The organism is Niabella sp. ZPM-14, assembly GCF_055693045.2.
On sequence record NZ_CM181148.1, the window covers coordinates 2082475 to 2103761 of the forward strand.

Annotated in this window: 23 protein-coding genes; 10 read left to right on the forward strand and 13 right to left on the reverse strand. The window is 44.5% G+C overall.

Features of this window, described 5'->3' with window-relative positions; all coding sequences use genetic code 11:
* The first annotated feature begins 81 nt into the window (after window positions 1-81).
* From ACU37H_RS08890 to ACU37H_RS08910, 5 genes are all read left to right on the forward strand, one after another.
* The gene (locus tag ACU37H_RS08890; RefSeq protein ID WP_472701879.1) at window positions 82-1692 is read left to right on the forward strand and encodes a hypothetical protein; all 1611 of its coding nucleotides are present in this window, start codon (window positions 82-84) and stop codon (window positions 1690-1692) included.
* A 163-nt stretch (window positions 1693-1855) separates the two neighbouring features.
* Window positions 1856-3340 (forward strand): tetratricopeptide repeat protein, encoded by a 1485-nt coding sequence (locus ACU37H_RS08895; RefSeq protein ID WP_472701878.1) that lies wholly within the window; start codon window positions 1856-1858, stop codon window positions 3338-3340.
* 69 nt (window positions 3341-3409) lie between these two features.
* Window positions 3410-4390, forward strand: a complete 981-nt coding sequence (locus tag ACU37H_RS08900; protein ID WP_472701877.1) for a hypothetical protein — start codon at window positions 3410-3412, stop codon at window positions 4388-4390.
* A gap of 100 nt (window positions 4391-4490) precedes the next feature.
* Window positions 4491-5204 carry a phosphoribosylformylglycinamidine synthase subunit PurQ gene (gene purQ / locus ACU37H_RS08905; RefSeq protein WP_472701876.1) on the forward strand — a complete coding sequence of 238 codons (714 nt, stop codon included), beginning with the start codon at window positions 4491-4493 and terminating at the stop codon, window positions 5202-5204.
* Window positions 5205-5278: 74 nt separating this feature from the next.
* On the forward strand, window positions 5279-5731 hold the full coding sequence (locus ACU37H_RS08910; protein WP_472701875.1) for a protein-disulfide reductase DsbD domain-containing protein: 453 nt from the start codon (window positions 5279-5281) through the stop codon (window positions 5729-5731).
* A gap of 86 nt (window positions 5732-5817) precedes the next feature.
* Here the strand turns inward: ACU37H_RS08910 and ACU37H_RS08915 are convergent, their stop codons facing one another.
* Together ACU37H_RS08915 and ACU37H_RS08920 are read right to left on the reverse strand one after the other, a co-directional pair.
* Complete coding sequence (locus tag ACU37H_RS08915; RefSeq protein WP_472701874.1) at window positions 5818-6384, reverse strand: UbiX family flavin prenyltransferase; 567 nt, start codon at window positions 6382-6384, stop codon at window positions 5818-5820.
* Between the two features lie 10 nt (window positions 6385-6394).
* Entirely contained in the window at window positions 6395-6985 is a 591-nt protein-coding gene (locus ACU37H_RS08920; RefSeq protein ID WP_472701873.1) for a DUF502 domain-containing protein, read from the reverse strand.
* Between the two features lie 174 nt (window positions 6986-7159).
* On the opposite strand from ACU37H_RS08920, the gene ACU37H_RS08925 reads away from it, so the two are divergent.
* From ACU37H_RS08925 to ACU37H_RS08940, 4 genes are all read left to right on the forward strand, one after another.
* On the forward strand, window positions 7160-7816 hold the full coding sequence (locus tag ACU37H_RS08925; protein ID WP_472701872.1) for a TetR/AcrR family transcriptional regulator: 657 nt from the start codon (window positions 7160-7162) through the stop codon (window positions 7814-7816).
* Window positions 7816-9171 (forward strand): TolC family protein, encoded by a 1356-nt coding sequence (locus ACU37H_RS08930; RefSeq protein ID WP_472701871.1) that lies wholly within the window; start codon window positions 7816-7818, stop codon window positions 9169-9171. The genes ACU37H_RS08925 and ACU37H_RS08930 overlap by 1 nt, the downstream gene beginning before the upstream one ends.
* A 31-nt stretch (window positions 9172-9202) precedes the next feature.
* Entirely contained in the window at window positions 9203-10414 is a 1212-nt protein-coding gene (locus tag ACU37H_RS08935; protein WP_472701870.1) for an efflux RND transporter periplasmic adaptor subunit, read from the forward strand.
* A gap of 100 nt (window positions 10415-10514) precedes the next feature.
* Window positions 10515-14192: an efflux RND transporter permease subunit gene (locus ACU37H_RS08940; protein WP_472701869.1), complete on the forward strand. Its 3678-nt coding sequence runs from the start codon at window positions 10515-10517 to the stop codon at window positions 14190-14192.
* Window positions 14193-14548: 356 nt separating this feature from the next.
* Here ACU37H_RS08940 and ACU37H_RS08945 read toward each other — a convergent pair whose 3' ends face one another.
* The 11 genes from ACU37H_RS08945 to ACU37H_RS08995 all read right to left on the reverse strand — a co-directional run bounded on the left by ACU37H_RS08945 (window position 14549) and on the right by ACU37H_RS08995 (window position 20362).
* Window positions 14549-14980 (reverse strand): DUF417 family protein, encoded by a 432-nt coding sequence (locus ACU37H_RS08945; RefSeq protein ID WP_472701868.1) that lies wholly within the window; start codon window positions 14978-14980, stop codon window positions 14549-14551.
* Window positions 14981-15142: 162 nt separating this feature from the next.
* Window positions 15143-15433 carry a hypothetical protein gene (locus ACU37H_RS08950; protein ID WP_472701867.1) on the reverse strand — a complete coding sequence of 97 codons (291 nt, stop codon included), beginning with the start codon at window positions 15431-15433 and terminating at the stop codon, window positions 15143-15145.
* On the reverse strand, window positions 15433-15642 hold the full coding sequence (locus tag ACU37H_RS08955) for a DUF4160 domain-containing protein (RefSeq protein ID WP_472701866.1): 210 nt from the start codon (window positions 15640-15642) through the stop codon (window positions 15433-15435). The genes ACU37H_RS08950 and ACU37H_RS08955 overlap by 1 nt, the downstream gene beginning before the upstream one ends.
* Window positions 15643-15757: 115 nt before the next feature.
* Window positions 15758-16333: a 50S ribosomal protein L17 gene (rplQ, locus tag ACU37H_RS08960; protein WP_472701865.1), complete on the reverse strand. Its 576-nt coding sequence runs from the start codon at window positions 16331-16333 to the stop codon at window positions 15758-15760.
* Window positions 16334-16484: 151 nt separating this feature from the next.
* Window positions 16485-17486, reverse strand: a complete 1002-nt coding sequence (locus ACU37H_RS08965) for a DNA-directed RNA polymerase subunit alpha (RefSeq protein WP_472701864.1) — start codon at window positions 17484-17486, stop codon at window positions 16485-16487.
* A 104-nt stretch (window positions 17487-17590) separates the two neighbouring features.
* Window positions 17591-18196, reverse strand: coding sequence for a 30S ribosomal protein S4 (gene rpsD, locus ACU37H_RS08970; RefSeq protein WP_472701863.1), 606 nt, complete (start codon window positions 18194-18196; stop codon window positions 17591-17593).
* 232 nt (window positions 18197-18428) lie between these two features.
* On the reverse strand, window positions 18429-18830 hold the full coding sequence (gene rpsK / locus ACU37H_RS08975; protein WP_472701862.1) for a 30S ribosomal protein S11: 402 nt from the start codon (window positions 18828-18830) through the stop codon (window positions 18429-18431).
* 207 nt (window positions 18831-19037) lie between these two features.
* Entirely contained in the window at window positions 19038-19418 is a 381-nt protein-coding gene (gene rpsM, locus ACU37H_RS08980; protein WP_472701861.1) for a 30S ribosomal protein S13, read from the reverse strand.
* A 41-nt stretch (window positions 19419-19459) separates the two neighbouring features.
* A complete protein-coding gene (ykgO, locus tag ACU37H_RS08985) occupies window positions 19460-19576 on the reverse strand; it encodes a type B 50S ribosomal protein L36 (RefSeq protein WP_071609307.1) in 117 nt (38 codons plus the stop codon).
* A gap of 25 nt (window positions 19577-19601) precedes the next feature.
* Window positions 19602-19823, reverse strand: coding sequence for a translation initiation factor IF-1 (infA, locus tag ACU37H_RS08990; RefSeq protein ID WP_240847439.1), 222 nt, complete (start codon window positions 19821-19823; stop codon window positions 19602-19604).
* A 149-nt stretch (window positions 19824-19972) separates the two neighbouring features.
* Window positions 19973-20362, reverse strand: coding sequence for a hypothetical protein (locus ACU37H_RS08995; protein ID WP_472701860.1), 390 nt, complete (start codon window positions 20360-20362; stop codon window positions 19973-19975).
* Window positions 20363-20648: 286 nt separating this feature from the next.
* Here ACU37H_RS08995 and ACU37H_RS09000 point away from each other — a divergent pair, with 286 nt between their 5' ends.
* Window positions 20649-21227 (forward strand): outer membrane beta-barrel protein, encoded by a 579-nt coding sequence (locus tag ACU37H_RS09000; RefSeq protein WP_472701859.1) that lies wholly within the window; start codon window positions 20649-20651, stop codon window positions 21225-21227.
* Window positions 21228-21287: the final 60 nt, after the last annotated feature.

Consider the following 21287-nt stretch of genomic DNA (forward strand, 5'->3'; position numbering starts at 1 on the left):
AGTTATATTTTGCGCGCCTCCCTCCCATTTTTAGCTGATACTCATCGTATTCGTAACTTTATAGCAGAAACCGGTTTAATTATGAAACGCTTACTTTTATCCGTATTCGCCTTTTCGCTTTTTGCCACTGGCTTGCTGGCACAAAACATCACCTATGCCGATGTCAATAAAAATGACGTGGAGCGCATGAATTTTGAGATCCTGGGGAAATCAGCCGACAACTATCTGGTTTATAAAGAAGTGAAAGGCAATCACCGAATTTCTGTCTATGACTATTCGATGGACCTCCGTGAAGAGATTCCCATCACGATGCTTCCTAAGCGAAATGACTTATTAGACATCACGTTTTTTAACACGGCCAATCACGATTATTTATTGTACCAATACCAGGAAGGAAACATAGTCTATCTCAAAGCGCTGACTATTGAAGCAAACGGAAGGATTTTGAGCGAACCGATGCTCCTGGATACCACGATGATTGCCTATAAGACAGACAATAAGATCTACAGCATTATCACCAGTAACGATGAAAGCAAACTCCTCGCATTTAAGATTAACAAAAAAGACAGGAGTCTTTTCCGCTTCACAACAAAATTGTTTGACGCGGAGCTTCAACCTCTTGGCGAGTCCCGCTTTGCGCTTCCCATGGAATATAAAGGGGATTATCTGACAGGATATTGTTTAGCGAATGATGGCAGCTACGCGTTTGTAAAATATCATCGTCATACCAATGGCAACATCGTTGAAGCATCTTTTATTGAGAAGCCCTCTTCATCCGACGAATACCGGCAACTGTCGCTGAAGACGGACGACCTGTTCCTCGACGATATTAAACTGATGGTAGATGAAATGAGCGGGCGTTACCTGCTGTCCTCTTTCTACAGCACGCAAAAACGCGGCAACATTGAAGGGTTATACGTTGCAGGAATTTCCAAAAATTCAGGCGCCATGGAGTTCGAAAAAACATCCGCTTTCAGTGACGACCTGAAGAAAAGAGCTAAAACCCGCGGCAATGCTAAAAGTGCGTTTGACAATTTTTTCATCAACAATATCATCGTTCATAGCAACGGCAGCTTCACCATCGGATCGGAGGCTTTATTCAATACCGATAACTGGGACCGGTGGGGCGCCTGGGGTGGTCCCTATTGGGGCGGCGGATTTGGATGGGGCGGGCCCGGATTCTGGGGCGGATGGGGTCCCGGATGGGGCTGGGGATGGGGCCGTTGGGGCGGTGGCTGGTGGCCATACTCTTATTATTCCCCCTTCTTTTACCGTAGCTACTGGTGGGGTGCCTGGGGACCCGGCTGGGGCGGGCCCGGATGGGGCGGCGGATCTCCACAGTTTAATGCGGGTAATGTAGCCGTTATTTCTTTTGATAGCGAAGGCAACAAGACCTGGGACAATGTGATCGTTAAATCGCAGCGGGAAAACAACACGGACGGAAGTATCTCCTATCAGGTCGTGCCCGGCGCAGGCGGCATGCAGTTTATGATCAACAATTCCGGAAAAATCTCAGAGCTGGAGATCATCCGTATCAATGATGACGGCACGATGCAAAAAAGCCAACCCATAAAGGCAAAGGACAAGAGGATTGATTTTATGCCCAAGTACGGAAAACAAACCGGTGAAAGAGAGATCATTATCCCTTATTCGTACAGGAGCAATATTTCCTTTGCCAAAGTGGAGCTTTAAGGGCAATAAAAAATAAATAAAGAAACAGGCACAAGTTTAACTTTGTGCCTGTTTTGTATTGGTGCTGATAGCCCTGTGATAACTGTTTACCAAAACCTGGAATAAGTCTTTACCCTAAACAAGTTAATCGGATTGAAAACCTTTCAATCGAACCCTTTTAACTATGAGGAAGTATTTACATGTAGCGCTTGCCGCAACCTTTATCACTGCCGCCCTCAATCTGGATGCTGCAGAGAATCCTCCTGCAAAAAATTTCAACCAGATCACGCGATTGCCGAAAGACCAACACATCAAAGAAGTGATTGATCTGCTTTATGCTCGCTATTATTTTACGGATGCTTTTGATAAGCAAATGGACCGCGATCTTGATTCTTTACAATCGCTGCAAACAGAGGAAACTGCTTCGCTCAGTTATTTAGCTCAATCGTTGGTCGTTCGCCGCAAGCAACAATTTTTCGAAGCAGAAAAATTATTGTTGAAAGCCATTGCATCGGTTCGGAAAGGAGCTGAACGCGGCTACCTACTGGCATCCCTTTATACTACACTGGCTTATGCTCAGACCGGAGGTGGAAATTCGCTCGGTGCTATTCATAGCTACCGCCTGGCTGCCCTCGAAGCCGAAACGCTAAAAGACAAACGGCGATTAATTATTGCCGAAATAGGGATCGCCGACATTTACAGAACACTTCAATTGTATAATCATGCATTACTCTATCTGAACCAGGCAGCCACCCGCTGCATGGAAGACACGAGCCGTTACTCGAAACTAATTGTTGCAATTTTAAATAACAAGATTGATGTATTCTTCGCTATGAAAAATGCAGACTCGGTTCGATATTATCATGACCAGGTCTACAAAAAGGGCATTGCCGCCCACGCGTCTCCTAAAGAGCTGATGCGGCAGCAATACTATATCCTGATGTTATCGGGCAGGTACAAAGAAGCAACTTCACTGATCCGCAAGATCATCGATCCGAACATAAAATACTTTCGTCATGTAGACCGACTGAATCTTGCAGATTGCTACTTCCAGCTAAACCAGCCGGATTCTGCAATAGCCATTATCCAACAGGTGATCACGGATTCGGTGCACACATATTCTTATATAAAAATACATTCCTACACCTTGCTGGCAGATATTGCCATTTCCAAGGGTGACTACCGCAATGCATTGGCCTATCAATCCCGTGCGCTGAAGGAATCAGACCAGAGCATACGCGAAATGACCCGCGTGAGTGATCTTACATCCCAGATCCGTGTCGACCAGATCGAAATTGCCTCCAAGACACAGGCGGCTATCTATAAAAAAGAACGGATCATTCTAATATTCGGACTTTTAGCAACCGCTTTGGGCGCCATCATTATTGGCTTGTTTTATAAAAACATCCGGCACCGGAGCAAGTATACAAAGCTGCTTTCGGACAGCAGGGACCGGGAATTGACCTTTGTAAACTCGCATAAAACCAGGAAACACCTGGCCAATGTGTTAGGCTTTTGTCACGTGGTCAAAGAAAGCAATCCCGACAAAGCTGAGCTGGTGAATTATTTTCAGCATGTAGAAAATGCAGCAATAGAGATGGACCAGTGGCTACAGGAAGTAGATAAGAAACTGGAGATCAAAAGCACCTGGGATCCGGCGCTGTCCTGAAAAAAATCACTTTAAAAACGGGATACTTACCTGTAGAGAATAAAGTTATTTTTGTAAAAAATACTGCTAATGACAGGTATATTCAGACAGAAAACACCCGGCAACATTATCCTGTTGCTACTGCTGGGCATTTTTTTAAAGCTACCTGCATTCTTTCATAGTTCGGGGCTGATCCTCAAGGATAGTGACGGCGATCTTTTCATCGAGCTCGTTACCTTCCTTAAAGGTCATTTCAATGCCGGCGCATTTTTCTTTGCCACACTCGCTTTTATACTCAACCTGATCATCACGTCGGTCCTGACCGGGATGGCCAACTCAGAAAGGCTGGTGCACAAACCCAATTTTCTTTCGGGTATGTCTTATATGCTGATCACGTCTTTTTTGCCTTCGTTCAACTTATTTTCTTCCATCCTGGTAGCATCGACATTGTTACTGGGCGCTTTTTCGCTTCTGCTTAAATCTTATCACACAAGAAACAATATTTTTAATGCGGCCCTCCTTATCGGGCTCGCTTCCCTGTTCTTTCTTCCTGCACTTTGCTTTGTGGTGCTGGCATTTTTATCATTAGCTGTACTGCGGCCTTTCAGACTGGCAGAATGGGCGGCGCTTATCTTGGGTGTTACGAGCCCGTACTATTTTTATGCCGCCTATCTGTTCCTGACAAATCAATGGGATATTCCCCATTATTTGTACGCCCAGTCGGTCTTTAATTCACAAGTCAGGTACTCGTTGTGGCATGCCGGCGCGTTATTTTTATTACTGGCACCGCTACTGGCCGGTATTTACTACATGCAGGCTAATGCCGGTAAAATGCTCTCCCATGTCAAAAAGGGGTGGTATCTTCTTTTTGCCTACCTCGTTGTGGCGATTGGCATTTCCTTTTTTAATGCCGGAGACTCCGCTGAAAATATGTTGATTACGCTGGTTCCCGTGGCGGCCTTTCATGGTTATGGTTATTTAAATGCGGAGTTGAGGCCCTATCCCAAAATTGCTTTTTGGGTGACGGTCATTTTTATCATTTCCAACCAGCTTTACGGCAACCTGTGGTAATTGAGTTAAATTATAAGGCGCCGTTATAGGATTTGTTGCTGATCTACCAAATCAGGATTACCTTTGTGCCTCGATTTAAAACAAAAAATATAATATTCGGATGAAATTTGGAGTAGTTGTTTTTCCCGGATCAAATTGTGACAGGGACATGCAGGATGCATTGGCAGACGACCTGGGCCAGGAAGTGGTGATGCTTTGGCATAAAAGTGAAGACCTGAGCGCATTTACGAAAGAAGACTGCATCGTATTACCCGGCGGTTTTTCTTACGGAGATTATCTCAGATGCGGGGCGATCGCTCGGTTTAGCCCGATAATGAAACAAATTATAGAATTTGCCAATACTGGCGGAAAGGTATTCGGTGTCTGCAACGGGTTCCAGGTGCTTTGCGAGTCCGGCCTGCTGCCTGGGGCGCTGTTACGCAATGACAGGCAAAAATTTGTTTGTAAAAACCTGTACCTCAAGCCTGAAGGCCTTTATAAAGACCAGATAAAAGACGAAGCGTCGGTTTACCAGGAGCGTTATAAAATACCGATCGCCCACGGCGAAGGAAGATATTATGCTGATGAGGCATTATTGAACCAACTGGAGAGCAATGGCCAGATCCTTTTCCGCTATTGCGACGCCAACGGGGAAGTCGTGGACGCAGCTAACCCTAACGGCTCTGTCAGGAATATTGCGGGAATCTGCAACGAAACACGCAATGTATTCGGCATGATGCCACATCCGGAAAGGGCCTGCAATCCGGTATTGGGAAACACAGACGGAAAGAAGATCCTGACCTCCCTTTTAATGGCCGTACAACCAGTTGGCTAAAAAATACATCTAAGTAACACGATCTGACTCATTAAAGCATATCGTTTTTATTTATTCAATGTAACATCATTATCATGAAGAAATTATTACTAGCATTGGTTTGCATATGTGCGTTCGGCTTGGCCCAGGCGCAAGTCAATCCTGTAAGCTGGAAATTTACCAGCAAAAAAATAGCGGAAAAAGTTTACGAAATCCACATGACGGCCGTAATATCCAATGGCTGGCATTTGTACTCACAATCACAGCCGGCAGACGCGATCGCCATTCCGACCAAGTTTTCTTTTGTGAACAACCCCTTGGTAAAGATCGACGGAAAAGTGGCCGAGAACGGGAAAATGGAAAAATTTCATGATGCCAGTGTAGACGTGAGCGCCAACCAATATTCCAAAACAGTGACTTTTGTTCAAAAAGTGACGCTGAAGGCGGCTGCAAAAACCAATATTTCCGGAACGGTAACCTATCAGGCCTGTAACGACCGGGAATGTCTGCCTCCAAAAAAGGTTCCTTTCAAAGTAAATTTAGGCTAATAAACAGGCTTAAAATAAAGTAACGAATTTAAAGAGCAAGATGTACTACGTTTTGCTCTTTTTCTTTTCGGCGTATTCCACCCCTATCACTGATCACCACCCCACCTGAAACTTTTAATATCAAACCCTGCCAGATCCAGGATCCTGTCTGTCACGGTGCCGACCAGCTCCTCAATAGTTTTGGGAACGCTGTAAAACGAAGGAGTCGCGGGGCAAATGATTCCACCTGCCAACGTGATCTGTTCCATATTTTTCAAATGCACCAGGTTGTAGGGCGTTTCGCGCGCTACGCAGATGAGCCTGCGACGCTCCTTTAGCACCACATCCGCCGCACGTGTGATCAGATCATTGGAAATACCATTGGCGATCCGTCCCAGGGCTCCCATGGAGCAGGGCGCGATGATCATGGTATCGTACTTTCCGCTGCCTGAAGCAAAAGGTGCGGAAAAGTCATTTTTATTATAATAGGTAATACCTTCTTTCTTTTCGAAGGGCGCCTCCATCTCCACGCGCCACACTTCCATCGCATTGTCGGTGGCCACAACAGACAAAGCCTCCCACTGATCTTTCATACGCAGCAGCTTTTCGATCAGCTGTGCAGGGTAAACCGACCCGCTCGCCCCGGTAATTGCAATAACCACTCTTTTACTCATACTTCTGTTTTTAACTCTCTACAACACCACCTGTGACAGTGTACTTCATCGCATCACCGGCCGTGAGATTTTCAATACTTCGCACCCGGTCCTTTGGTAAGATGTAAAGCTGTCCCGCGAAATTGTAGGCCTGAGGCACGTATACACCCACCATATCATGCCCCATATTAAACTTATCCATTTCCTCGTCCGTTAAAAAACCAACGATCCACACATCATTATTGAAGACGTTGGCCAGGACCGCTTTGGTAAATTTTTTCTTATCGCCGGCAAAGGCCTGAAAAAAGTCTTTGATGGATTTATAGATCAGTTTGATCCCCGGCGTTCGTTCCAGCCAGTGATCAAAAAAATTGATCATACTTTCCATAATAAAATAACTACTCAGCCACCCGATGAAAATGATAAAGGCGATGATCAGTATAAAACCCACTCCCGGTGTCACAAAAACCGGTCTCAGAAATCCATCGATCCAGCTGAACACCGCATACAGGATGTAGGCCGTGATAGCGATGGGCGCCAGGATGATGACGCCTTGTACAAAATACCTGAAAAGGGACTTCAATCCCGTTTGTTTGGGAGCCTGTGGAAGATATTTAGCCATTTGTACGCAAGATAATATATCTTTAAATCAAATGCCAAAAAGGACTCTTTGCAGTTCACCGTGAAAAATGTGCGGCTTGCCTAAAAAAATTTCTTGTCGATTTAAGGTATTTTAATTTTACGCCCGTTTACCCATGCAGGCGAAAAAATATTTTCGTCAGGAAACTCTCGGTCCGTGAAAAGTTTCCTTAGTTTCGCACTTCAAATGGTAATGATTGTAGATAACAAAGTTAGAATACGTGAAAAGGCCAGGGAGCTGTTTATGGAACTTGGCATGAGGCGGGTGAGTATGGACGACATAGCCAACTCGATCGGAATGAGTAAAAAAACGCTCTACCAGTACTACACGGATAAAGAGACACTGGTGGCCGACACGATCGAGCTGATGCTGGAACTCAACCGCGCGAATTGTGAAAATTGCCGGCAGCAGGCCAGGAACGCCATTGATGAAGGCTTTTTGGCGACTGCCTCGGTTTCGGAAATGATGAGGCGGATGAACCCGGTGTTGTTGTTTGATATGCAGAAATATTATCCGGCCGCCTACCGGAAGTTCTTAAAATTCAAGGAAGACTTTTTGTACAACTTTATCCGTTACAGCCTGGAATGGGGCGTTAAGGACGGCCTGTTCCGCGAGGATATAGATGTCAATTTTGTAAGCCGGCTCCGTTTGGAAAGCATTAACCTGCCGTTTCAGCGGGACTTTTATGACGCCATGGGCACTGACCTTGGCACACTTCAGAAAGAGATCTTCATTCTTTTTTTATATGGCATAGCCACGCCAAAAGGAACGAGGATGATCAATAAATACAGAAAAGAAAAAACCATTTACTGATGATAACAAATAGAATAGCAATAGTAGCGCTGCTGCTTGTTGCTTTTGCAAAACCAAACTTCGCTCAGCAAACACACCAGTTTTCTTTGCAACAGACATTGGAGTATGCTCAGAAAAATAACATGCAGGTTAAGAATGCCTTACTGGACATCCAGCTGCAAGAACAGGTAAACCGGGAGGTAACCGGTAGCGCGTACCCACAAATTAATGCCAGCGGTGAAATAGTAGACAACCTGAAACTTCCTATTTCAATTATTCCTGCGGGAACCGAGTTTGTTCCAGGCACACCTCCCACTACCGAAGATACGAGACTTGCCTTCGGTGTAAAATGGAGTAGCATGGGCGGCGTATCCTTAAACCAGATACTTTTTGACGGGCAGGTATTTACCGGCTTACAGGCGAGAAAGACATTGATCGACTACAAGGAAAAAGCTGCGGAAGTTACTGCTGAACAAATAAGAGCAACGGTCGCGAAAGTGTATTATCAACTTGTTTTGGGTAAAACCCGGTTAGCACTGATCGATTCCAACATGGCACTTTTGAGAAAGAATCAGCACGATACCAAAATCATGTATGATAACGGTTTCGTCGAAAAGCTGGAACTGGATAAACTGGAAGTGCAGGTAGCAAATACCCAGTCGCAAAGAATACAGGCAGTCAATTCTATTAACAATGGATACCTTGGCTTGAAGGTGCTTATCGGCATGCCGGTGCGGGACGAACTGATTCTAACCGATCAATTAACGGACGAGCAAATCAGAGACGGTGTCCTCGAAGAGTCGGCCAGCTTTGATTATACACAGCGCCGGGATTTCCAGGCAGCTGCATTGGGTCTTAAGTTAAACGAATATGATGTGCAGCGCTATAAAAGAAGTAAGCTTCCCACCTTGTCTTTAAATGGATATTGGAACCAGATGACCCAGGCCAACCGGTTCGCTAATATGTATAATTCTAACTCTTACTGGTTCCCAGTAAGTGCACTGACATTAAGGTTAAATATTCCAATATTCAACGGTTTCGCTACCAATTCCAGAATTCAACAGGCACGAATAAAATTACAACAAACCGAGAACCAGGTGGAGGCACTTAAGCTTTCAATTGATCAGCAAAGAGACTCCTCGGTCAATACCTTTAAAACAGCCATTGCTGATATGGATTATCAAAAAAGAAACATGACACTGGCGGAAAGTGTGTATCAGCAAACAAAGAAGAAGTATGAAGTAGGTACTGGCAGTCAACTCGAAATTGAGAATGCGCGCGTACAATTACAAAGTGCGCAGACTAATTATTTCAATTCGCTTTATAACGCTGTTATCGCTAAAATCGACTTCCTGAAAGCATCGGGAAAACTATAAACCATCAACCCCAAACTATAAATCAATTTATATGCAGTATATAATAAAACTAACCTCAATAGTAGCGTTTACGGCTATTCTGGCTTCTTGCGGCGAAGGCAAGAAAGAAAAAAACAGCGCGCTGAACGATAAAAAGGTGCAGCTGGAAAAATTGAAAACAGAACAGAAGAAAATTTCAGATCAGATCAACAAATTGAATGACGAGATCGCGGCCCTGGATCCGTCGTTTGTAAAAGCCAAGCTGGTGAGCGTAGAAAAGATCGGCAGCGGCTCTTTTGATCACTATATAGATCTCCAGGGAAAGATTGATGCGCGTAAGAATGCGTACGTAGCGCCAAGGAATGGCCAGGGCGGCATCGTGCGGGCTATTTATATAAAACAAGGCGACCGCGTTCGCAAGGGGCAAACCCTTTTGAAACTGGATGATGCGGTACCTCGTCAGCAATTAGCAGCAGCTCAACAGCAAGTTGCAAGCGTAAAAGCGCAGCTGGAGCTGGCAAAGACCACTTATCAGCGCCAGAAAAATCTGTGGGATGAAAATATCGGCACTGAAATGCAGGTGATACAGGCCAAAGCCAATGTAGAACAATTAACCGCCCAGTTGCGTGCCGCTGAAGCCAATGCAGGCACTGCCCGGGAGCAGGTGAACTTTTCTAACGTTACGGCAGATATCGACGGGACGATCGATCAGTTAAATGTACGAGTGGGCGAGGCTTTCACTGGTGTAACCGCAACCGGCCCTCAAATTTCAATCGTTAATACTTCTGCATTAAAATTGCTGGTGAACGTTCCCGAAAATTACCTGGATCGTGTTGACGTAGGAACGCCGATCACAGTGACTTTGCCTGAAGCGAATAACAAAGAGATCAAAACAAAAGCGTCAGTCGTGAGCAAGTTGATTGATCCGTCAACCAGGAGCTTCTATGTAGAGGCCAATGTTCCTTCCGATCCGGATATCCGCGCGAACCAGATCGCAAGAGTACAAATTGAAGATTACTCCAAACCTGAGGCGATCACGATTCCCGTGAACACTTTACAAACCGATCAGCAAGGCAAATTTGTATTGGTAGCGGTAAACGAAAACAATAAGCTCGTAGCACGTAAAAAGCGCGTGATTCCCGGCGAATTATATAATGACCGCCTGGAGATCAAATCGGGCCTGGCAGGGGGCGACCAATTGATCACTGAAGGTTTCCAAAGTGTCTACGACGGTCAGGTAATTACTACTACACCAGTGAAATAAGTTGACAGTTTTGAGATGACAGTTGACAGGAAAATCGCGTCAACCGTCATCTGTCAACCATCATTTGTCAACTTAAATACGAATCTTTAAACTCAAACTTATGAGTGCTTTAGAAAATTTTAATGCAAAATTCAAACAGTTTAAGCCTACTACCTGGTCGGTTAAGAACCGAACCACGGTGTACCTGCTTATTCTGTTTGTATCGATATTCGGGGTAACCACCTTTGTTACCCTTCCCAAAGAAAGCTTCCCGGATGTAGTAATACCCACTGTATATGTTTCGACGATCTACGTGGGTAACTCTCCCAAGGACATGGAGAACCTCGTTACCCAGCCGATTGAAAAGCAGATCAAAGGCATTACGGGCGTAAAGGTGTCGAAGGTGACGAGCACTTCAGTACAGGACTATTCTGCCATCCAGGTAGAGTTTGGAACGGATGTGAAAGTAGACGTGGCCGTGCAAAAGGTGAAGGACGCGATAGACAAGGCCAAGCAGGACCTTCCGACCGATCTGACCCAGGAGCCAACAGCGCTGGAGGTCAGCCTTTCGGAAATGCCGATCATGTATGTGAACCTGAGCGGAGATTATGATGGTGTGCGCCTGAAAGAATATGCCGACAAAATGCAGGACCGCCTGGAAGAGCTGCCCCAGATCACCAGGGTAGACATGGTGGGCGCCCCCGAGCGTGAGTTCCAGGTGAATGTTGACAACGCCCGCATGCAGGCAGCCGGCATTACTTTCGACGACATTTCGAATGCCATCAAATACGAGAATATGGACATCAGTGGAGGTTTGCTCGAAGTAGGCAACATGAAGCGCAACCTGCAATTGAAAGGCCAGTTTAAAACCGCTTATGATATTGAAAAAGTAATTCTCCGTAATAGCAGTGGCAACCCTGTTTACCTGAAGGATATTGCATCGATCAAGGATACGGTTAAAGAGACGGAAAGCTATGCGCGTTTGGATGGCAAGAACGTAGTTACGCTCAACATCGTGAAACGCTCCGGTGAAAACCTCATCGAAACAAGCGATGCGGTTAAAGCGATTGCGGCCGAGATGAAAACCAACGAGCTTCCGAAAGACCTGAACGTGGTGATCACGGGAGATCAGAGTATCTCTACCAGGACTTCTTTTAATGACCTCGTGAACTCTATCGTGATCGGGTTTATCCTGGTATTGATCATCCTGATGTTCTTTATGGGATTGACGAATGCCTTCTTCGTAGCGCTAAGTGTACCGCTGAGTATGTTCGTGGCCTTTATGTTTATTCCGCTTGGCGAGATCATCATCGGAGGAAGCATCACGCTGAACTTCATGGTGCTATTCGCCCTGCTCTTCGGCCTGGGTATTATCGTGGATGATGCGATCGTGGTAATTGAAAATACGCACCGCATCTTCGTTGAAGGGCGCGGAAAAATCAATTCGCAGAAAGCCGCTATGATGGCTGCGGGCGAAGTGTTTGTTCCCGTATTAGCCGGAACGTTAACGACGCTGGCGCCGTTCTTCCCGCTTCTTTTCTGGCCGGGGATCATCGGTAAATTCATGGTGTACCTGCCGCTGATGCTGATCTTCACACTGGCAGCGTCGCTGTTGGTAGCGTTTATCATGAACCCCGTGTTTGCGGTGGACTTCATGAACCATGAAGAAGATCATCACGAAAAAAGGAAATCAGATGTATTCAGATCACGGGCTTTCCTGGCGATGATCGTCATCGGTGTCCTGTTCAACATCTTTGGCTTTATGGCTAAAGCACCCGTGGCCACACCAGAAGAATTGTCGGTGGGTATCGAGCCTGGAACCGGGGCTAAAAGCCTGTTCCACTTCATCGGTAACCTGTCGCTTTGCATGGCCTTGTTGACCGTACTAAATACTTATTTCTTCTCAGGATGGATACACGGCTTCCAGAACAGGGTGTTGCCCTGGATCATGAGCCACTATGAGTCTTTATTGAAATGGGCGGTAGCAGGTTGGAGACCGGTGTGGTTATTGGTTAGTGCGTTTGGCTTATTGGTCGTTTCTGTTATCCTGTTTGGTATCTCTTCCGCTGCCGGCAGAACACAAGTAGTATTCTTCCCCAGCTCTGACCCCAACTTTATCTATGTTTATTTAAAACTTCCTACAGGTACCGATGTGGAATACACCGACTCGGTGACGAAATACCTGGAGACCAGGGTGAACCAGGCGTTGAACCACCATCCCCTGAAAGGCAAAAAGAATCCGATTGTAGAAAGTGTGATCGCCAACGTAGCAGTAGGTGCCGCCGACCCTAACAGTGGCGACAGAAGTACCAGAAGTGAATTAGGACGTGTGCAGGTATCATTCGTAGAATATGAAAAGCGACATGGAGAAGAAACGGGTCCTTACCTGGATAAGATCCGCGCGGCGATCAAAAATATTCCTGGTGCAGAAGTGTCTGTAGAGCAGGAACAAAACGGTCCGCCCACAGACCCTCCTGTCAATATTGAAGTGGCCAGTGAGCAGTTTGACGACATGATCAAAACCGCAGTAGATCTGAAGAACTTCCTGGATAGTGTGCAAGTACCCGGCGTAGAAGAGTTGAAGATGAACGTGGACCTGGCCAGCCCGGAGATTGCACTCACCGTCAATCGCGAACGTGCATTGAGAGAAGGTGTGTCTTCGGCCCAGATAGGGCAACAGTTACGCACATCACTGTTTGGTAATGAAGCCAGCAAAATAAAGGATGGAGAAGACGAGTATAAGATCTATGTGCGTAGCAGCGAATTACAACGCAAGAGCCTCACGGACCTCCTGAATATGAATATTCGCTTCAGAGATATGGCTACCGGGCAGGTAAAAAGTGTTCCGATCAGCTCGTTGGTAACGGTGGACTATTCCAATACACTCGGAAGTGTACAACGCAAAAATCAAAAGCGTGTGATCACTTTGAGAAGTAACGTGCTGTCCGGGTATACGCCAACAGCTGTAAACGCCGAGATCAAGAATGCGCTGGGCAGCTTCCGGAAGACCGGGGACGATGTGACGATCAAGCAAACGGGTGAAGGAGAGCAGCAAGCAGAGACCGGAGCTTTCTTAGGAAATGCGTTGGTGATCGCACTGGGACTGATCTTGTTGATATTGGTAGCCCAGTTTAACTCCATGAGTAAATCCATTATCATCCTAACTGAGATCGTATTCAGTATAATTGGTGTGTTGTTGGGCTTTACCCTGACGGGTATGACTGTTTCAGTAGTAATGACGGGTGTAGGTATCCTGGGTCTGGCGGGTATCGTAATCAAGAACGGTATCCTGGTGATCGAGTTCGCGGACGAGCTGAGATCGCGCGGCATGAAAACAAGAGAGGCTGTAATTGAAGCTGGTAAGACCCGTATTATTCCGGTACTGCTTACCGCGTTGGCGGCGATCCTTGCGCTGATTCCTCTGGCAGTGGGCTTTAATATCAACTTCGTAACATTGTTCGCTGAATTAAATCCGAGGATCTTCTTTGGTGGTGACAACGTTACTTTCTGGAAGCCGCTTTCATGGACCATCATCTTCGGTTTGTTATTCGCTTTCTTCATGACCCTGTTCATGGTACCAAGTATGTACCTGATTGCAGAAAGGCTGAAGCGCCCGATGCAGAAACAATATGGCGGTAAATGGGTATCATTTATGGGAATCCCACCAGCGATCTTCCTGTTCATCCCGCTGATGTTTATTACGATGTTCAGGCACAAGAGAAAAGTAGCAAGAAGAAGAAGAAGGCTCCAGGGCGATGCCTATAAAACCAATGAAGCCTTTGTCGGCAGCTGGTTATAATGACTACCATAAACCTTAGCATACTAAAGAGACCGCGATTGTGCGGTCTCTTTTTAGTTATGATCCTATCACCGCTTTGGGTTTACCCGTCAACGCTTTTGATTTTAACCACCGGGCAGGGTCATGTATCCATGTCGGAATATCCGTGCCTTGCGATGCGCTTCCACATTGAGGATATAATGATAAACGCTTTCTATTGATGAATGGGCATAAGAGCATGCACCATATCCTTCCCGCCAGGCTTTCCGTAACAGGCATTATCGTTCCCCGACCGCAAATACATACTGAATACAGACCTGCGGAAAAGTGCTGGTCATAGATGATGATAGCTGAGGCAATAATGTCCTAAGATAATTCTAATGCTTAATGCTTTTCCCAATCACCAGCAGTGAGATCCCCAAAGCCATCAGGTCTTTCAAAATGAAAAACTGTGTAGTAAGCACCCCATCAACCACTTTAAAAGAATCGGGTGTGGTAAACAGAAAGCTAAGCGTGCCCAGGAAGGTGACGCAGGACAATACACCGCCGAAGACGCCTGCTTTCGCCCACCAAAAATGAAGCAAGAGCAACACTCCGGTCACCACTTCCACTGCTCCGATAATATTCGACACGGTTTGTATCCCGGCCACAGCATACATCCAGCTCATCAAAAAGCTATTGCTTACCAAAGGCTCTATAGCCTTTGCCTCTGTAGGTGTAAACTTAAAAATCCCGATCCAAAGCAAGATAATGGCCACGCCGATAACGCTGATAACATACCCCAGACGTTCAATTGTTGATTTTCTCATGTCAGTCTTTTTGCGGCTTCCGGATGTCTTGAAGACAGTTCCAGCCTGGTTAAGAATTGTAGCAGTCAATCATTCAGACATTATTAAAAATAATAACTTTTATTTCAACATGACAGCGTGAACATAAAAATGCCCCGCTTCCGCGAGGCTTAAAAAATCAGTTTAGCCGACATCGTTTGACTTAGACACTGCAAATTCCGGAGATATATCATAATCCCAAACCTCTTCCTTTCCTTGGTGCTCAATGATAACAATTTTGTCCCAAACGATTTCTCCCAATGTTCCGATCCGCGCCTTTTGAAAGACACTTTGATCGAGCAGGCGATCCACGCCTTTTAAATGTTTATGTTGCTCTATTAATGGTTTAACATCAAGTATTTTCACTCGACCATCATTAACAGTAAACTGTATTTTATACGGTTCAATATGTAGTATCTTATTTACTCTCAACATTATTGCAAAGGTTTTACTTTATGAAACCTCTTGGTGTTCCACATTTCAAGAAGCTCATCTTTGTGAATTTCTGCCCAGGCTTGAACCAGTTTCAACTTGCTTATGGGTAGGTCACCATTCAGCAAAATCCCGCTCTCGATGATAACATTCGCCTCGAACTCCCCATATGTCACTTTAAAATGCGGCGGATTATGATCGTTGAAAAACATATAAATAATTATCCATAAAACCTGCTAATCTCTGGCATAATATAATTTATAACAAAAGTAACAAAAAAATGCCCCGCTTCCGCGAGGCATTAATCTTATCAAATCAGGAAAAGCATTAAGCTTGCTCTTTACCTTCTTCTTTTGTCTCTTCTGCAGCGGGAGCTGCTGCTTTAGTCTCTTCCACTGCAGGTGCAGCTTCTTCGACTTTAGCTTCTGTTGCAGCCGGAGATGTTGCTTCTGCAGTCTCTTCTGCTTTTTTCTTACCGCTTCCACCACGACGGCGTGTACGCTTGCCAGCAGCTTTTTCTTCACCAGCTACTTTACCGTAGATCTCGTTGTAATCTACCAGCTCGATCATTGCTTTTTCAGCGTTGTCACCAGGACGTGCGCCTAATTTAATGATACGGGTATAACCACCTGGGCGGCCGCCGATTTTACCAGCTACGTTATCAAATAATTCTTTGATAGCTTCTTTGTCTTGTAAATGGCTGAAAACAATACGACGCTGGTGCGTGGTATTCTCTTTGCTTTTAGTGATCAGTGGCTCAACATACACACGTAAAGCTTTAGCTTTAGCCAAAGTAGTTACAATACGCTTGTGCTGGATCAGTTGGCAGGATAAGTTAGCCAGTAACGCCTCTCTGTGCGCTTTTGTGCGGCTTAAATTTTTGATTTTGTCTCCGTGACGCATGACATTTGATTTGAAGATTTGATATCTGATGATTGCAGATTCAAACCGGTTAAAAAATTCGGCTATACCGTGTCAGGAATTATAGCCTACTGTTAGAAAGTAAATTAGTTAATCAGCTATGAAAGTTCGCAGCTGATTAACTAATAAAATTTTAATAATCGTCTTTATCGATACCCAATTTCTGAAGATCCATTCCGAAGCCAAGGCCTCTTTCGTTCAAAACCTGCTCGATTTCAGAAAGAGATTTCTGACCGAAGTTTCTGAACTTCATCAGGTCTTCCTGCTCGTACTGTACCAGCTCGCTCAAAGAATTGATCTTAGCCGCTTTCAGGCAGTTGAACGCACGTACGGAAAGATCCAGATCTTCTAATGGAGTTTTTAATACTTTACGTAATTGTAAAGTGTTCTCATCCACCAGGTCTTCTTTCTTCTCTTCTTTGTTATCGAAAGTGATGTTCTCGTCTGTGATGATCATCAGGTGTTGGATCAGGATGCGGCTGGCTTGTTTAACCGCATCTTCCGGATGGATCGTTCCGTCGGTAACAACTTCCATAACTAATTTTTCGTAGTCAGTGCGTTGTTCCACACGCGTATTTTCGATGCTGTATTTTACATTCTTGATCGGAGTGTAAATAGAATCGATAGGAATTAAACCAACCGGTGCATCTTTTACTGCATTTTCTTCAGCAGGCACATAACCGCGTCCTTTACCGATCGTTAATTCAATATCCAATTTGGCAGAAGCATCTAACGTACAGATCACCAGCTCTGGATTCATGATCTGGAAAGACTGCGTTCCATCTGCGATCATGCCGGCAGTGAATTGTGTATGATTCTTAACTGACAATGAAATTTTTTCGTTGGCCACTTCGTGATCAACAGTTTTCTTAAAGCGAACCTGCTTTAAGTTAAGGATGATCTCTACCAGGTCTTCGCTGATACCTTTGATGGTAGCGAATTCATGGTCAACACCATCTATTTTAATAGCCGAAATAGCGTATCCTTCCAAAGAGCTTAATAAAACCCTGCGAAGTGCGTTACCGATGGTAACACCGTAACCCGGCTCCAAAGGCGCAAATTCAAACTGGGCTTCAAAATCAGATGCTTTTTGTAAGATGATTTTGTCCGGCTGTTGAAAATTTAAGATTGCCATATTTATTTTAGGTTTTTTTATTGAAAGATGACAGTTGATAGTTGACGGATGACAGTAATTGGATCTGTCAACGGTCATCTGTCCGTCTGTCAACTAATTTCAAATTACTTGTTGTACAACTCAACAATCAACTGCATGTTGATGTTTTCAGGAACATTTTCCCTTTCAGGATAAGTAATGAAAGTACCTGTGAAAGTTGTCTCGTTAAAATCCACCCACGAGAATTTAGGATTCTTGGGGCTCACCACGCTAGTGATAGACGTGCGGGCTTTGCTTCCTTCTTTAATAGTGATAATGTCACCGGCTTTCAGTAAGTAGCTGGGAATGTTCACTATCTCGCCGTTTACTTCGATGTGCTTGTGGCTCACGAGCTGGCGGGCTGCAGGGCGGCTTGGAGCAATACCCATGCGGAATACAGTGTTGTCTAAACGAGATTCGAGTAATTTGATAAGGTTATCACCGGTAACACCTTTACGACGGTTAGCTTCTTCGTATGTTTTGCGGAATTGTTTCTCTAAAACACCGTAAGTATATTTAGCCTTTTGTTTTTCGCGCAACTGCAATGCGTATTCACCTAAAGTTTTACGCTTGCGTTTTTCACCATGTTGACCGGGAGGGTTACTGTTTTTACCCAACCATTTACCATTACCTAAAATAGGCTCTCCGAAAATACGGGAGATCTTGGTCTTAGGACCATTGTAACGTGCCATAATTATACTTTCATTTAAGCTTTTTTTGAAACCGGTACAGCAATCAGTAAAAAGCTTTGGAAAAAATGAATTGTGTACCCTTTTTAAAAATGAAGACCTCTCCAACCCTTCCTAAAAGAGGGGTTTGCTGAGACCATTTAATTTGGCGATAGAATCATTTGTTAAAGAATGTTGATTCTATTTTATGTAAAGAACTTTTGACAACTAAGTCCCCTTCAGGGGATTCAGGGGGTTAAACTCTTCTCTTTTTGGGAGGGCGGCATCCGTTGTGTGGAAGCGGCGTAACGTCTTTGATCGTAACGATCTCGATACCTGATTGAGACAGAGAGCGGATAGCACCTTCTCTTCCTGATCCGGGACCTTTTACGTAAACATCTACTCTTTTCAATCCTGCCTCTAATGCCACTTTCGCAGCGTCAGCAGCTGCCATCTGGGCCGCGTAAGGCGTGTTCTTTTTAGAACCACGGAAGCCCATTTTACCAGCACTGCTCCAGGAAATTACCTGGCCGGTTTTGTTGGTAAGACTGATGATAATGTTGTTGAACGTTGCTGAAATGTGCGCATCGCCGAAGGCATCAACTTTTACGATCCTTTTTTTTGCGGCGGCTTTTGCGCTTAATTGTGCTTTTGCCATGAGAAAACTGAGGTAATCTTTAAATTAAATAATAAAATTCTGCCTGTGGCAGAACCCCAAACCTATCCTCCTGCGGGCTTCATGCGCTATCCGGAACAAGTTCAGTATGATCAGAAGCCTTTGTTATGTTAAAAAGCCAATAAGTTGAAAAGTTTACAAGGCAGGGCTGGCCGACCTTATTAACCTGTCAACTTATTAACTTATTAATTACTTCTTAGCGGCTTTTTTCTTACCGGCAACAGTTTTACGTTTTCCTTTACGTGTGCGGCTATTGGTTTTAGTACGCTGACCACGAACAGGTAAACCTTTTCTGTGACGAAGACCACGGTAGCAAGCGATATCCAGTAAACGTTTGATGTTCATCTGAGTTTCGCTACGCAGTTGTCCTTCTACCTTTAACTCTTCAGTAATCGTAGAACGGATCGCGTTCAGATCTTCATCGTTCCAATCGTTTACTTTCTTGTTACGGTCGATATTATTCTTGTCCAGAATATATTTAGCCGTAGAAGGGCCAATACCGTAGATATAGGTCAAACCTATTTCGCCCCTTTTATTTTTTGGTAAGTCAACACCGGCAATACGAGCCATAGTTTAATTTTAAATTCTAAATTTTTAAATTCTGATTACAATTAACCCTGTCTTTGCTTAAAGCGAGGATTCTTTTTGTTAATGATGTACAGCTTTCCTTTACGGCGTACAATTTTGCAATCCGCGCTGCGCTTTTTTATTGATGCTCTAACTCTCATCTCTTTTGTTTTTAAGATTTGAAGCTTAATTTTTATACCTAAAATTGATGCGCCCGCGGGTTAAATCGTAAGGCGACATTTCTAATCCTACTTTGTCACCAGGTAAAATACGAATGTAATGCATCCTCATTTTTCCTGAAATGGTCGCTAAAATTTCATGCCCATTGTCCAGTTTTACCCTGAACATTGCGTTGGACAAGGCTTCCAAAATGACTCCGTCTTGCTTTATTAAGGGTTGTTTAGCCATAAAAATTTTAGGGGTGCAAAGATAGGGAGATTCTGTTAATAAAAAAAGTGTTCCCTTAAAATAGTCCGCAAAGATAAAAGTTGGCCAGCCAATAACAAAATGTTACCGGCTGGCCAACTTTACCTGTTTTATGATTTGCTAAGCCTTCTTTATGCCTCCAAAGGCACTTTAGTCATATCTAAATGAATATTTTGCAGGTGATGCACGGTGATCGAATGATCAAAAAACCTGCGATCTTCCCTGTACCAGGCTTCTACTTCGGAAAAATTGGTTTCGGATGGTACATGAACCCTGAAAGCTCCTTTTCCGTACTTGGCTCCGCCATCAGACTCGAGCTTCTCAAACCCCAGGTCAAGGAGGTGCTTTTCCGCCAATGGCAATGGCTTGATATTTTCTAACTCATACCAGAATTCCTGTATCCCGTTATTCACACACACTTTATTGTCTTCGTTGCTTACCCGCAAAACCGTTCCTTCCCGCTCTACCCCATTGTCATCCAATAGCACCCAGTCTCCGGGTTTTAGTTCAGATAGTTTCATAATCGATTAATTTTAAATTGAATTTAAATGACTTAACCTTGATAAGGTATTTAAATTTATGCCAAATAGTTAATCCGGGCAAACATTTTTTGTGCTGATCCGATCATTCAACCGGGCTTCACAACGTCCCCCAATGTTTCAATCCCTTCATATACTTGCCTGACAAATTGGATCAACCAACGCCATCACGAATCATTTACTAAACTTCTGCAAATTAACAATTTAGTCCGCGCCTCCTCGGACTTGTTCCCGGTAATTTGCATTTTTTAATATTAAAACAACGTTTATGAGAAAATTTCTGACAGCTATTGCAGCGCTATTTTTCGCGACCTTTGTCAACGCTCAAACCGGCACCGTATTGGTCGGCGGCAGCCTGGGCTTTAACAATTCTAAAAATACCGGGGTCGTGATCAATGACCGGTTTTACCCAAATAAGAAAAGGACCAGCTTTGAACTTAATCCTTTTGTTGGTTACCAGTTTGACAACCATTGGACTGCGGGAGTAACAGCATTTTTAAGCACCTCTAAGGAGAAATCTCTTTCAGATTACACCTCCAGATACACAGCCTATGGCGCCGGTCCTTTTCTTCGTTACACGCATCGGCTTTCTGATCTGTTCTCCTTGTTCGGGCAATTGCAAAGCCAATACAAGACCCTTGATGCCAGCGACCTGCGTGAATTTGACACTAAGCTATTCCCGGCGGTGTTTATTAACGTTAAAAACGGGTTTGGTTTAAATTTTGACTTCGGGGGAATCCAATATCAAACTTCGAATGATAAAGGAGCTCCGTCCAATCTTCGTGCGAGCAGCTTTGATATCAGTTTCGGCAAGACGATCAATATCGGAATTTCGAAAAACTTTTAATACCCTTTTCTTAACCTGGTCGGACCGGAGACGCCCGCCTGACGAAACGGCGAAGTCGGA